This is a genomic window from Anoxybacteroides rupiense (assembly GCF_014196195.1).
GTDB classification, from domain to species: domain Bacteria; phylum Bacillota; class Bacilli; order Bacillales; family Anoxybacillaceae; genus Anoxybacteroides; species Anoxybacteroides rupiense.
Window position 1 is genome coordinate 1 of sequence record NZ_JACIDF010000008.1, and the last position, 15,063, is coordinate 15,063.

Annotated in this window: 6 protein-coding genes and 1 other RNA gene; all 7 read right to left on the minus strand. The window is 43.4% G+C overall.

Translation table 11 applies throughout. From position 1 onward, the window contains the following. On the minus strand, positions 1-5,483 hold a 5,483-nt coding region (locus tag GGQ95_RS13080), incomplete at its 3' end, for a DNRLRE domain-containing protein (protein WP_244963739.1). A gap of 1,188 nt (positions 5,484-6,671) precedes the next feature. After that, complete coding sequence (locus GGQ95_RS13085) at positions 6,672-8,180, minus strand: carboxypeptidase M32 (RefSeq protein WP_080862829.1); 1,509 nt, start codon at positions 8,178-8,180, stop codon at positions 6,672-6,674. Between the two features lie 107 nt (positions 8,181-8,287). Continuing rightward, on the minus strand, positions 8,288-10,225 hold the full coding sequence (locus GGQ95_RS13090) for an ATP-dependent DNA helicase (protein WP_080862828.1): 1,938 nt from the start codon (positions 10,223-10,225) through the stop codon (positions 8,288-8,290). A gap of 95 nt (positions 10,226-10,320) precedes the next feature. Further along, positions 10,321-10,491: a hypothetical protein gene (locus GGQ95_RS13095; RefSeq protein ID WP_172798631.1), complete on the minus strand. Its 171-nt coding sequence runs from the start codon at positions 10,489-10,491 to the stop codon at positions 10,321-10,323. A 636-nt stretch (positions 10,492-11,127) separates the two neighbouring features. Then, on the minus strand, positions 11,128-12,264 hold the full coding sequence (locus GGQ95_RS13100; RefSeq protein ID WP_183186928.1) for a THUMP domain-containing class I SAM-dependent RNA methyltransferase: 1,137 nt from the start codon (positions 12,262-12,264) through the stop codon (positions 11,128-11,130). Further along, on the minus strand, positions 12,257-13,963 hold the full coding sequence (locus tag GGQ95_RS13105) for a putative bifunctional diguanylate cyclase/phosphodiesterase (RefSeq protein ID WP_236546247.1): 1,707 nt from the start codon (positions 13,961-13,963) through the stop codon (positions 12,257-12,259). The genes GGQ95_RS13100 and GGQ95_RS13105 overlap by 8 nt, the downstream gene beginning before the upstream one ends. A 644-nt stretch (positions 13,964-14,607) precedes the next feature. After that, an RNA gene (gene rnpB / locus GGQ95_RS13110) (RNase P RNA component class B) lies at positions 14,608-15,002 on the minus strand. Positions 15,003-15,063: the final 61 nt, after the last annotated feature.

Genomic DNA, 15,063 nt, shown 5'->3' on the forward strand with positions numbered 1-15,063 from the left:
GTGACGGTTTGGCTGAATGATCCGTGCGAGAACAGGAACTGTTGCAATTTATCCGAGGTGGTCGGATACGTCCATTTTTGGACTCCGCCGCGGTCGGATTGCTCTGTCACACGGTTCTTCTCATCAAACTTTCTAGTCTTCGTCGTGCCGTCTTTTAAGTATTGAACCGAAAGTTCATTCCCATTTTTATCATAACTAAATTCGTAATACGGGACGTTGTTGTAGGAAATGGTTTTGACTCGTTCCGTTCCGTCGTACGTCCATTGAATCGTATTTCCTTTCGGCAAGACGGTTTTGATTTTATTGCCGTTGGCATCATACTCATTGGTTGTTACGTCATTTAATGGACCAACCGTTTTCAGGAGTTTTCCCGTCTTATCATACGAATAGGTAAATCCTTGTGACGGACCGCTGCTCGTTTGAATGACTTTCGAAGTCATATTGCCGTTCAAGTCATAATCATAGTGGACGGACGTTCCATTCGCCAATAGGAGTTGTTTTAAACGATTGGATGGGTCATACTTGTACTGTTTTTGATGTCCCTTCTCATCATATTCACTTAACAGATTTCCTACCGCATCATAGCTCTTTTTCGTGACATACCCGGCTTCATCTGTTTCTTCCTCCACATAGTTGCCTTTGGCGTCATACTTGTTTTTCGTGACAACGTTTCCTTCCATTAAGCGAATGGCGTCAAACCAGACCGTTCCGGTGTAATTGCCGCGGAAGACAGCGGATAGGTCGATTTTATCCATTGGCTTGGAAGGCTGAATCGAAACGGCGGCACGGTTCCACTCTTGCGTGCCGATCGGAAAATCTGCCGTATACGTTTGGGTCGTTCCGTCGACAAAATACGCTTTCGCGGTAATCGAATAATCGCTTGGGCTCACGGTTCCGTTGGCTTTGACATCCTGCGCTTTGGAAAGACCGGTGAGTGTCAGACGAAGCGGCGTATCACTCGAAGTTTGCCCTACGATCACGGTCTGCTTATATTCACTCGCGGACTGCGTGGTGCTCGTTCTCGATACTTTGAGGGAGTAAGACCCATCGAATGATTCCATATTGTCTACGCTTCCGCCCGTTCCGCTCCAATTCGTCACGCTTCCTTCGAAGCTGCTGTTTAACACTGGATTATAGCTGGAAGAAACTTGGGCTTCCTCGAATTGAACAGTATCAAACCACGCTTCCCCTGATGCGGTTGGTGATTTATGCTCGATCTCTAAATAGATGCGCACTTTCACCGCATTCGCAGGCGTCTTAAAGGTCAGTTGTCGATCCGTCCAAGGTCTTGTGCCCGTCAATTGGCTATAGCGATTGTCTATCCAAGAAATCCGGCGATTTTGGCTATCTAAAAGTTCGATATTAAAAAACGCATGGGCTTTCGTTAAGTTCGTTTTCATTTTTCCACTTAATGTATATGTGACGTTCGGTTTGATTGCAATTTCTTGGGTGGCCGCCACATAGCCCAGTTCGGTGGCAGGCGACGTGGAGTTCACCGTGATTTTTAGCGTTTTCCGTCCCGTCAATCCATTATAGACATTCGTATCTTCCTGTAACTGTCCAGAGTCATTCGAACGAAGCAAATTCCAAGCGGTCGTTCCCTGTTCAAAGCTAGGATTAGAGAGTAAATTCGTCGCACTACCTAATGTATCACTTTCCTCAATGATGTTGCCATAGGCATCGTACTTCGCTACAGAAGACGTTTTTCCCGATTGATCGGTTTCGGATACCGGATTTAAGCCATCATAGGCAATCGTGGTGGTATCGCCTTCCGTATCTTTCATGGAGACCACATCATGATTTTGGTTATACTGGTAGGTTTCCGTCCCATAACTATCTTTCGCCGTTAACACATTTCCGTTGGCGTCATACGTATACGATTCAGTAGGGTTCGCCGCCCCTTGGTCATTGGGATCGCGTGTTTCCTTTAAGTTATTTCCTTCGTAAACATAACGGGTCGTAATGTTTAAACCGCCGACATCCTCCACGATTTCAATCGGGTTGGCGGCCTCATTAAAGGTGTAGCGGGTTTTGCGGCCATTCGGTTTCTCCATGACCAGCTGCCGTTTCGTCGAATCGTAGCTTAATGTATACGTGTGATTCTCCGGGTCGATCACTTGATGGAGCCGGCCTCCGTCATATACGAACTGATTGACAACCGGCTTATCCTCCGTATGCGTCGGTTCGAATACTTTTTCCAACCGTCCCTGTTCATTATATTGGTATCTGGTGATTTCTCCGCCCGTTTGGGTCACTTTGGTTAACTGATCATTCTCATACTCATATGTGATGGTCCGGTTCATCGGGTCGGTGATTTTTTCAATTTTTCCGTTCGAGTTGTACTGAATATCCAGTTTTCTTCCGGACGCATCCGTGATAGACACTACCTTTCCATTGGCATAACCATAGGCGGTGGTATTTCCATGACCGTCCACGATTTTGGTTACCTTTCCATCTGTTTTTTGAAAATATAGCTTCGTTTGATCTTTAGTCGTCAGTATATATTCATTTGTCGTTTCACTTAATTCCAAGTAAACCCCTGTTGGCGCTTTATAGGTGCCATCGGATAATTTCGTAAATCGATGGAGCGTCCCATCTTCGTCTATAAATCGGGCTTCATTTCCTTGAGCCACAATCGTCATTTCCGCATCGCTATGCCATCCTTTTCCGAATAACCCGGTCGATGCGGATAAACTATTGTAGGTTCTTGTGATTCCAAGCTCCGGGCCTCTTCCAGAAATCGAAAGATCATCTTCGTCGATGATGAGATTTCCAGTGGCGGCATTGACGCTTCCGTAAGGAACATCAATGATGGACCAGTACTCTTCCTTCCCTAAATACTCATTCGCCTCCGGAATTTTCACCGTGAATGCGTTCCCAGAGAAAATCGTTTCCCCCTCGGCATTGTAGGCACTAAGCCGGAACCAATAACTGGTGCTTGTCGCATATTTCGTTCCCATTTTCGCATACATAGGAGAAGGATCTTTCGGCAGTTCGACTCCTTGTCCATCATGATGCAATGTTAACGTATTCGAATCGCCTTGTTCAATTTCCTGTGGCGTCGGCCAAATTCCTTTATTTTGTGTCGTCCAATGGTCTACATCTCCTACATCAAAGGCTTCATAGTAAAGCCCGTTAAACATCCAAACCTTGTACCCTGTGGCTCCCTCTATTTTGTCCCAGTCCAGCATCACATAACCAGATTGGCTGCCTACCTGATTGGCGTAAGCAAATCCAGAAGGGGCGGGCGGTACGGATAAGTCCGGAATTCTCGGCATATACGCCTCCGAAAAGACCGTTTCCCCTTGTGAATTATAGGCACTGACCCGAATCCAGTAGTTCGTTGAATTCTCATATCGCGTTCCTGCGTTGGCGTAGGTCCAAGAAGGATCCACAGGCAGTTCGGCCCCGCGGCTATCATTTAAATGCAGCTGATAGCGACCAGCGTCCACCTCTGCCGGAGTCGGCCAATATTTTTTCCCTTTGGTGGTCCACGACGTCACATTTCCGACGTTGAGCGATTCATAGGAGGCTCCATTAAAAATCCAAATTTTATATCCCGTCGCGCCACTCACCGGGTTCCATTGAACATCTATATAGCCGGTTCCATCTCCATTGGTATAGCTTTTTCCTGTCGGAGCGGATGGCTTCGCTAAATTCGGAATGGTGGGCATATAGGCCTCTGATACCGCGCTTTCCCCTTGAGGGAAGATCGCGCTGACACGGAACCAATAGTTCTTACTATTCGGATAGCTTCCTCCTGAATGGCGATAGACAGGAGACGGATCCACAGCTAATTCGGTTCCTAAGCCGTCCTGATGCAAATCATAGCGTCCCGCGCTGATTTCTGAAGCCGTCGGCCAAATCTTCTTTCCTTTCGTGCTCCAAGAGGTCACGTTTCCGACACTAAACGACTCATACTCTTTCCCGTTATAAATCCATACTTTGTACCCGGTTGCGCCCGGAACGGGATTCCATGATAGATCGACATAGCCGGTTCCATCCCCATTACTGTAGGCTGTTCCTGTCGGTGTATTTGGAACGGGGATCGTATACGTGACAGACAAATAAGGTTTATAGGTACTGTTCGTTCCAGAAACGACTTTTTTCCAATATGTTTGTCCGTTTCCGTTCGTATGAAGTTTCAAGCCATAATTCGGTTTGGTTCCAGCTGCCCATTCTTTGACCGTATTGGTGACATTCAATTGCGCCCATTGGTCCCTGGCGACATCGACCTTGCCGATATTGGTAGAAGAAGGCTGATTATTCCATGTTAAAGTGCTCGCCGACCACGAGCCGTTGACCGCGTCCAACCATAAGCCGGTGGCTGTTGTAGCATAGTAGGAGTGGGTCACATACACATTGAATGTAGCGCTGGTCACATTCATGTTCTTGACACTAGAAATATCCGGGTTTAAAAACCCGTAACACGTCCCTGTCGTGCCATCATAATACCCTACTTTGAGCACATATTGTCCTTGCGCAGAGTCCCACTTACTCGAAGCAGAACTATAGTTCGTCGTCGGATACGCGCTCATCACAAAGGTATCCGTCGATAGCTGAATGGAAGTGCTTGGATCAATATAGACAGGATACACTCGCTTCGGATCTTTCAACCATTCTGGATCGGCCGTGACCGTTAAGATATACCCTTGATCATCCGGTTGAAGCTCATACGTGACCTGTTCAGACCGTTGCACCTCTCCTGAACGCTCATCAAGATTGGAATCGACCATAAAAGGCTTCGGCAGTTCAAACACCTTTTCTTTTTTCTGGTTGGTAAATAAAATGGAACCGTCCTCTTGAACGGCTGCGTGTAAGTCCGTTTTCAAATGAAATTTAAAACTATGATACCCATTAAAAGAACGAAGCACGATATCTTCTTTTGTCGATTCATTAAAGGCGATATTTTGTAAATCTATATGTGGAAATACATTTTTATGAAGAATTTTATTGTCTTTTTTCTGATAGGTAGCGACTACATCCTTGGCTCGGAGCGGTGGGACGCCCTCTCCCGATGCTTCGACAATCGAGTACGAAATCGAGGAGCCATTGTAATGAAAGGTCGCATATTCCCCGTTCACCATTTTTTTATAAAAATCCGTCTCGAGCATCGTACGATCCGTTTCCACCACATTGGGGCGATCGGAACGATCCATTAAACCTGGGGATATCTCTTCAAACCGTTTCTCCCCTTTTTTCTTTAGGTGAATCGGTTCAAAATAAATGTGCTTGGTAAACGTGCCGTCTCCATTATAGAATACCTTGGTTCTCTCGGTCCGTTGTTCCATAAGCTCCCCAGGCTGAAGCTGAAAGGAAGGAGCGGGCGGCACTCGGGACGGTGACGGCTTGGCGGTGTTGTCCGCCTGAGCGTGAATCGCTTCCGCCCACCCCTCCACTGGGAGGCTAGTCAAAATTAACAAAAAAGCCAGATTCCAAATGAACCATTTTCTAAGTTGTTTCATCCTTTTGCGTGGTTTCATCGTATTCCCCCTTTATCTGCCCATGGTTCAAAAACATTGTAGCGAGGAGAAAAGGGAGTGGCAAGATTTTTCGACAGACAAAATACGAGACATTTCGACAAAATTCAGTCCGATGATCCTTTTTCCTCCTATTCCTAATCTGGCCGGCCATTCCAGAGAAGCTGAATAAAAAGCCAGACCTTATTTAAGAATAGCTTAGTGCTTTCGTTCAAGTTGGAGAGAATAAAAAAGACATATGATTTTTTAATGAAAAACTGAAGCAGTTGATAATACAGGAATTAAAACGAAAACGTATCTACACGCTCTTTTTCTCAATCATACTCTTTCATTCAATCCATATCTCATAAGAACTAAAAGGTGCGTTTTTTGCGAGTAGTTATGCAATACGGATTTACATGTACATGGGGGACGGCTGTAATCAATTATTTACTCTTTCTAAAGCTTTCACAAATTACCAATCGTCATTTGTCAGAAGAAGCCTGACATAAGAGTGCAAATCTAACCTTAGTACCTAGAGTTTAATACTAACTCATTCTATTATTTTTTTCTTATCGAAAAAGCAAAATCTTTATCAAATCGAGTGGTCACTGCCAAACTATGAGAGGGAGGCTCAATTGATTATTAATTTCTTTATATAACATTTAGCAGAGCCCCCAGAATATAGCAACACAGAAAATCTAAATAAACTGTTCTCGTTATCATCATGCTGAAAACGTACATTCATTTTTCTAGAAAAGGTTTTGTCTTGCACTCTTTTTGACAACAAAAAATGAGGATTATGAAAACCTATATTTCTTTTTTAATATTTCCTCGTCCTAAAATCACCACAGCTAATTCCCTTATATACCTTATTGTCATCACTGAACTATATTTTTTATTTCTTTCAATAACTGTGTCTAATTCTAACCATAAATTGCAATCTCTTTTCCCATGCAGCCTGTTAGTCCCAGCAATTCCCGATGGAAGCACGGCTCATTTTGATATCCTCATTTAGCTGTTTGGCTATTAAATACTTGAATGCTACTGCTGTCCGACACAGAAACAACCACGTTCTTTGCTCTGCCTCCTCTTGTGCTTTACTTCGTCTCTCTCATTCTGAATAAATCAACGGCTTCAGCCTGCGGTGATGGTATAAAAAGCCACCTTTTCTCCGCCTATCCAAGCGGGCAAAAGGTGGTTCCAATAGGTTTATAGCTGATAAATCGCTCGATATTTATCTTCTAGGTATTGAATTAAATAATCCACATTTAGCTCTTCACCTGTCGCTTCTTGCAAAATGTCAAGCGGCTTTTTCGTTTTTCCGAAGCAATGGACTTTTTCTGTCAGCCAGCTGCGGATCGGGAGCATGTCTCCCTTTTCCAGCAAATCGTCAAAATGAGGCAGATCCTTCAGCATCGCATGCTTGAATTGGGCGGCATACATATAGCCAAGCGCATAAGAAGGAAAGTAGCCAAAGCTGCCTCCTGACCAATGCACATCCTGCAATATGCCAGACGCATCGGAATCCGGTCGAATGCCTAGATATTCCTCGTATTTATCGTTCCAAAGCTCTGGCAAGTCGTCCACAGCAACGCTTCCATTGAACAGTTCTTTCTCGATTTCATAGCGAATCATAATATGTAAAGAATAGGTGAGCTCATCCGCTTCAATGCGAATAAGAGATGGCTTCGCTTCATTCACCGCCCGATAAAACTCATCTAATGTGATGCTGGCAAATTGCTCTGGCGCGTATTTCTGGAGAAGCGGATAATGGCGCTTCCAATATGAATAATGACGGCCGATGAAATTTTCGTAAAACAGCGACTGCGACTCATGAATTCCCATTGACGTTCCTGTACATAGGGGCGTACCGACCAGCTCTTTAGCAATATTTTGCTCATATATCGCATGGCCGCACTCATGAATCGTACCAAATAGAGCCGTGCGAAAATCGTGCTCATCGTATCGAGTGGTAATCCGGACATCTCCTGGATTTAACCCAATCGCAAACGGATGAACCGTCTCGTCTAAACGGCCGGCGGAAAAATCGTAGCCAAGCTCGCGCAACAATTCGAGGCTAAAAGCGCGCTGTTTCTCCTTCGGAAATTTCTGAAATAAAAATGAGGTATCGGGTTTATGCTCGGCAGCGGCCACTGCTTGAACAAGCGGAACCATACGCTCTCGCAGTTTGGCAAATACTTGGTCGAGCAGTTCAACCGTTATGCCCGGTTCATACAAATCAAGCAACGTATTGTACGGATGTCCTTGATAGCCCCAATATTCGATAAATTTTTGATTAAACTCCACTAATCTTTCTAAATAAGGACGAAACATCGCAAAATCGGATTTTTCTTTCGCTTCTTCCCAAACGCTTTCCGCTTTCGACTGCAACACAACATATTCCTTATATTCCTCAACCGGAATTTTTTTATTTCGTTCATATTCTTTTCTGCATTCCGCTAAGGCACATTGCACCACTGCAGATAGCTCCGTTTGCACATGGCTTGGTGAAAGCTTGGCGATATAAGCGGCCATTTCCTCTGATATCGACATTTTAAACATTTCTTGAGATAGAATGCCGACTACTTCTGCACGCTGCTCTAAGCCTTTTTTCGGAGCGCCAGTCCGCATGTCCCAATACATTAGTTGGATCGCTTCATTGTAGCTCATCATTTTTTTTATATAGCGCAAAAATTGCTGCTCCATTTCCTTCAGCATCTTTATCCCCCTTTCTTGGTTCGCCCAAATTATTATAATTCCCTCTTCATCTTCCTTTTCCTCTTTCTTTATGAAAATAACCATGCCACGAAAAAAAAGGGAAGAAATTATTCTTCCCTTACATTCGTCGGCAGCACTCTTTTAACTGCTTCAATTACTTTCTCGCTTTCCTCATTCGTTACAAAAATGGACACGATTCCTTGATCCTCATGTGTGCGGATCAGTCGCCCTATTCCTTGGCGCAACCGCAATAACATATACGGAACATCGACTTCCCAAAATGGATTTTCGTATGCCTTCCGTTTCGCTTGAAACACAGGGTCGTTTGGCGGATATGGAAGCGACCAGATGATGACGTTTGCCAACGACGGTCCCGGAATATCTAATCCTTCCCATAAATGTTCAGAGCATAAAATCGTTTCTTCTTGTCTTTGGAAAGTCGCTACAAGCTCACTTATTTCTTGGTCTCCTTCAAATAAAAAGGAAAGCCCGTCCTCATGTACGGCCTTTTTCTTAAATCTTTGCAGCTCTTGCCGTGAAGGGAACAAAAGTAAAGCCCGTCCATTTGTTTCGCGAATTTTTTGCAGCGCATAGCGATATTTTTGTTCAAATAACGTTTCATCATTTGCAAAAAACGGCATATAAATCGTCATCTGCTCATCGTAATTAAACGGTGATTCCACGCTAAAAGATAAATAATCCTTAATTCCTAAGCTCATAGCGATATACTCAAACGATTGGTGATTCGACAGCGTAGCAGATGAGAAGATAAAAGGAATATTTTTGCTAAACACTTTCTCCTGCAATACTTCCTGCACCGTCCGCGGCATGATGACTAGTGTTTTTCCTTCGTTCAGTACTTCCAGCCACGTAATCGCATCACGATTATGGATCAATAAGTGAAGTGAATGGCTAATCTGATCTAAATATTCATCAACAATATTTAATTGATAGTGATCGATGGTAAATGTTTCACTTTCAAAAACAAGTTCATTGCCGATCTTCTCAATCGCTGCAAGCAGTTGTTTGCCTCGTTTCATCAACTGGTCAGAGAAAGAAATTTCTTGGCGATTCGAACCTGCAATTTCTACCGCGCAAGCCGTCAGCTCAGCAAAAAAGCGAGCATTCAGTTGCAGTGCTTCTTCAATAAGATAAGCGAGCTCCTCACGAATGTCGTTTTCTAATAAGCGAGTCAATAGTGTTTCTAATGTTGTTTCCTTCATTCGATATGTTAAGGCCTTTTGAGCGGCAAATTCCAATAAATGCCCTTCGTCAAAGACCACACAGCACGCCTCAGGCAAAAGCGGAAGCTGTCCCTCCCGTTTGCGTGCCTCATATGTCCATACGTGCTCCATATAAAAATCGTGTGAACAAACAATTAAATCAGCTGCTTTCCGATAATGCTCACGCGACAATGTTTGTCCACAGCGATGCCGCTTATCACAGGCAAAGCAATCTTGAAATGAATCCCAGGCAATTTTTCGCCATTGCTCGTCGCTTAAATGTGCATATTCTTTGCGGTCTCCGTAATGATAGAACGACTGCAGCGCTTTGTAATCATGTACAAAATCAGGAAGATCATCAAAAATTTGCTCGTAAAGCTCGACATCATCTTCCGTCATTAACACTCGATCAAGCTTATTTAAACATAAATACTGATCTTGTGATTTAGCAAGACGCACATCAATATGCAAGTCGAGCACATGGGAAATTTTGGCGATATCCCCCTCTTTTTTCACTAACTGCTCAATGAGCGTTTCATCGGCACAAGCAATGATCGCTGGTTTCCCGGTATAACGCGCATAACAGATCGCATAAAGCAAATAAACGATCGTTTTTCCTGTTCCCACCCCTGCTTCAGCAAACATCACTTTCTTTTCTTTAAACGCTCTTTCCAGCTGAAACGCCATATAAACTTGCTCATCGCGCAATTCAAAGCCAGCGTCCGGCAAAATATCATAAAATACATCGCCGATCCATTCATTTAATTTATCAAAAAAGTTCTCGTTTTTTTCTAACGAAAAAGGATAGCGCTCGCGGCTCATCCTTCGACCCCCTCCAACATAATAAGAGTAACAATCAATTATTATCCCTTATCTGTCGGAGGATGTCAATGTAAGAGTCGGAACACTGGCCGCCATTACGCACGAAACACATCAGACATTGCATATGTAAATGCTTGTTTCCATTCGTGTTTGGCTATTTCAATGCTTTCAAGCCCTGTTGTTTCCTCCTGATGCTTCTCTAACAGAGCATAGGTTTTGTCGAGCGCTTGAGAAATTTTTAACAAATCCTTACATAATAAAGCCATTTCATTCTCTCCTTCATCCATTTTGTTATTTCTGCAAGACTCGCATCAAAGCAGATATAAACGTTTATTTCAAGCGAATAAACGCGCAATCAAGAGTCTTGTCTTCCTTTATCTCCAAAATATCCAGAAATATGCAAGCCGTTGAACCAGCCATTTCCTTGCGAATGGAAGAATGATGCATTTTTGTGCACAATAGGTGCCGATATTATTTATATGCCCAAAAGAAACAAATCATGCTATATTTCTTTACCTATTCGTCATGATGTTTCAACAAAAAGGAGAAAGGAAGTATTTGTTTTTATCGTTATATCACTAGTGTTGATGATTCATTAATAAAAACAGAGTAATATGGCTTAACGTCCGCTTTTCTGTTTGCTGACTTCAGCAAAAAAATGAGGGATTCAGGGCTGCTCATTGGATCGTCCATACGCCTAATCTTATATATAAATTTTTACTTTGCAGCGAATCGATTCAGTAAATATCTGATTTCTCGAAAAACCCTTCATCACATAAAACATCAATAATCGACAAAAAACAACCGCACCTCGTTTAAAATAAAAGAGATGCGGTGCAACAATAAAAATGGAATATTGGTTGTTCGTCTGCGAGGTAAAAACTTTTCACTTGCTCCTTCACTCATCGCTCTTTTGGAGGACGTGGCCCCCAATATTGATAATATTGTGTTTCAATAAAGCCATTGAAAAGCTTGCGGCGCTTGGTTGCCGGTTTCCCATAATATGTTTCAAATTGTTTGTGCGCAGTTAACATATAGATGGACCATGTATCAAGCTTAGCGAAGGTTTGTCCCATTTCTTTATACATTTCCTCTACCTGCTTCCGCTCGCCAAGCCGCTCGCCGTATGGCGGATTGCCGAGGATCACTCCGTATAGTTTGTTAGTTGTAAAATCCTTTACTTGCATCTGCTTAAATGCAATGATATCGCCTAATCCCGCTTCTAGCGCGTTATCTTTGGCTACTTGAACCATGCGGTGATCAATATCGAATCCGGAAATATCAAGCGGCTGATCATATTTCGCCAAATCCTCTGCCTCTTCACGCGCCCGCTCCCAATGGCGCTCGCCAATCCAGTCCCATTGTTCCGACACAAAGTCGCGATTAAACCCAGGAGCAATGTTTTGCCCGATCAGTGCCGCTTCAATGGGAATGGTTCCCGATCCGCAAAAAGGATCGACGAATGGACGATCTGGTGTCCAATTTGTTAATTGAATGAGCGCGGCCGCCAATGTTTCCTTTAATGACGCTTCCCCTTGAGCAACGCGATAGCCGCGTTTGTGAAGACCGGCTCCGCTTGTATCAATCGTTAAGGTAGCGATATCTTTATGCAGCGCCACTTCAATGCGATAGAGCGGTCCCGTCTCTTCAAACCACGATACCCGATAATGCTGCTTTAAACTTTCAACAACGGCTTTTTTTACAATAGCTTGACAATCAGAAACGCTGAACAATTGGGACTTCACTGATTTTCCGATGACCGGGAACTCCGCATGAACAGGGATATAATCTGCCCACGGGAGCGCTTTCGTTTGCTCAAACAATTCTTCAAAGGTTGTTGCTCGAAATTCACCCATTTTTAATTTGATTCGATCCGCTGTTCGCAGCCATAAATTGGAGCGGCAAATAGCCAATTCATCGGCAGCAAATGTAATTTTGCCGTTCTCAACCGTGCATTCATAGCCAAGGCGCCGCACTTCTTCTGCTACAATTGATTCAAGTCCCATGGCTGCAGTCGCAATAATCGTCAGTTTATCCATCTGTATTCCCTCCTATAATCGCTGTCCATTCCTTTAAAAATTCTTGCAGTTCCGCGAACGGCAGAGGCTTCGATATATAATACCCTTGTGCGTAATCACATCCTTGCTGCCGCAAAAACTTAAACTGCTTTTCCGTTTCTACTCCCTCGGCAATAATCGAAAGCCGTAAATTTTGCCCCATTTTAATAATCGCTGTAACAATGGATGCGTCATCATAGGAAGACGACAAGCTTTTAATAAAGCTTTGATCAATTTTTAAAATATCGATAGGAAAACGGCGCAAATAGCTTAGAGAAGAAAAACCGGTGCCAAAATCATCGACCGCAATTTTCAGACCGAGCTGCTTCAGCTTCACTAGCTGTTCAATGGATTTTTCCGCACGAGGCATAATCGTACTTTCTGTCAGCTCTAATTCTAAAAACCTTGGATTTACGTTCGACTGTTCGATCATTTGTTCAAGCTTTTTCACAAAATCGGCTTGCTGAAAATGAATAGCTGAAATATTAACGGACATTTTTAAATGCGGATAGGTTAAACTTAGCCTTTTTAAATCTTCACAGGCTTGCAAAAGCACCCACTCGCTAATGGGGATGATCATCCCCGATTCTTCGGCAATCGGAATAAACTGGCCTGGAGATACAAAGCCGATATCCGGACGCTTCCATCTGAGCAAGGCCTCCACACCATAAATTTGTTTTGTTTCAATGTGAATTTGCGGCTGATAATGCAATTCAAATTCTTTGTGTATGACTGCTTTTCGGAGCAGATTTTCAAGAAAAAAGCCTTGCTGGTCCTGATCATGTGATTCACTATGATACACTTCAAAATGATTTCGGCCGCTTACTTTTGCCTGATACATCGCCCGGTCTGCATTGCGAATCAATGTTTCGATGTCCTCCCCGTCGTGCGGGTAAAAGCTGATTCCGATGCTCACTGAAATATAAGCTTCATGGCCATTTAAGCGAAAAGCAGCCTTCAAGGCTTCATGGATGGCTTCTGCTATTTGAATCGCTTCTCTAATATGCCTCAAGTTAGGGAGAACTATAATAAACTCGTCTCCGCCGATTCTGGCGATCGTATCCTTTCTTTGCAAAATCCCTTTCAATCTCTGGGCCACCTTTTTCAGCAGCAAATCTCCCGCCAGATGGCCCAGCGTATCATTGACGTACTTAAATCGGTCCAAGTCTAAAAACAAAACAGCAAATTGCTGATTATATTTCCTAGACGTTTGAATTAAGCTTTCGATCCGTTTCGTTAATAAATAACGATTGGGCACACCTGTCAAAATATCATAATGTGCCATCTTTTTTAGCTGCTCAATATTTTTTTTCCGCTCCGTAATATCGGAGAAAATCGCAACATAATTTGTAATCGCTCCTTCGCTGTCTTTAATGGAATGGATTTTCAGCCACTCAACAAATAGCTCTCCGTTCTTTCGTTTATTCCAAATTTCCCCTTCCCAAAAACCGCGATGAATAATCTCATTCCACATGCTTTCATAAAATTCTTTGTTGTGTACCCCTGATTGCAAAATGTTTGGGTTTTCTCCAATCACTTCTTCTGCGACGTATCCTGTGACCATTTCAAAAGCCGGATTGACAAATACAATCTTTCCTTTTTCATCGGTGATAATAAGCCCCTCATGAATATGGTTAATGACGTTTTGGGCAATTTTAGAGAGTATATTTTGTTTTAGCATGACCAACATCCCCCTTTATAGTCAGTAAAAGAACGTCTTGTCTGGTCATTCACAACACTCTTCGCTTCACTTACCACATAAGCTCAGGAGCGCTTCTAGGAGAACGGGTGCGTAACAAAGGCAAGTCGATGACTTGCCTTTGACTTATGCGCAGATTGGCATGAAAAAACATACATCGCCACGATATGAATGATTGCAGGTAGAAAAGGGTGATCTCTCTGTACTCTCATATGCGTGAACGAAACAAAAGAAAAAGACCGACTGCATATGATTTTCTCTAGCTTCAACCGCTTTAATTTCATTGTATCATTTTAGAATGATGGAATATGTGTTTGAACGTTCAAAAATGATAAATATTTTATGTACTTGTGCCATGAGAACCTGTTGTCCTTATACTGTATAAATACATGGAAAAGATGGCTCGATTTAGCCGAAGAGATATTTTATGTATGCACCGTAAAAAACAAAGCAATGATCGGCTCTAAAATCCCAAAGCTTTTTGGCAGCCTTCCCACCCTAGGAGCATCAAAAGCATTCGAGAGAAAAAAGGATCTTTAACGATACACAGCACCGTTCGACAGAAGCAAGAAAAGCCCTCCTATATGCAGGAGAGCTTTTGCCACCATGTTTAGCCATTAATAATGCTCTGTAAGCCATGTTTTGTTCCTTCGTACTGCAAGCGGCTTTTCGCCTCGTACTCCGGCGGTAATCATCTATCTACAGATGGAACATGCCATCTGTCCTTCCCTCCGTTCATTTCCTTCGGGAAGATGCCCCTACCATCATTTGGGTTTCTCGCTCGAGGGGTTTACCGCGTTCCACCTCTAAGGTTTCCCTTAGAGCTACGTCACTGTGGCACTTTCAGGGTAATTGAGCCATATCAGAACTTGACTTAGGCTCTTTCCCCGCCGTCAGCCCAGCCGAAGCCAGACTGCCCTAGCTTATGGATTCGCTAGGCACGAACACTACGGGCATCTCAGCACCGTGCGAGCATGGACTTTCCTCTACGGCAAAACTGCCGCAGCGATTACCCGAACATTATCAATGGCGCAATATCTGCATAATGTAGTATAGTCCATTTTTTCCTTCACTTCAATGGA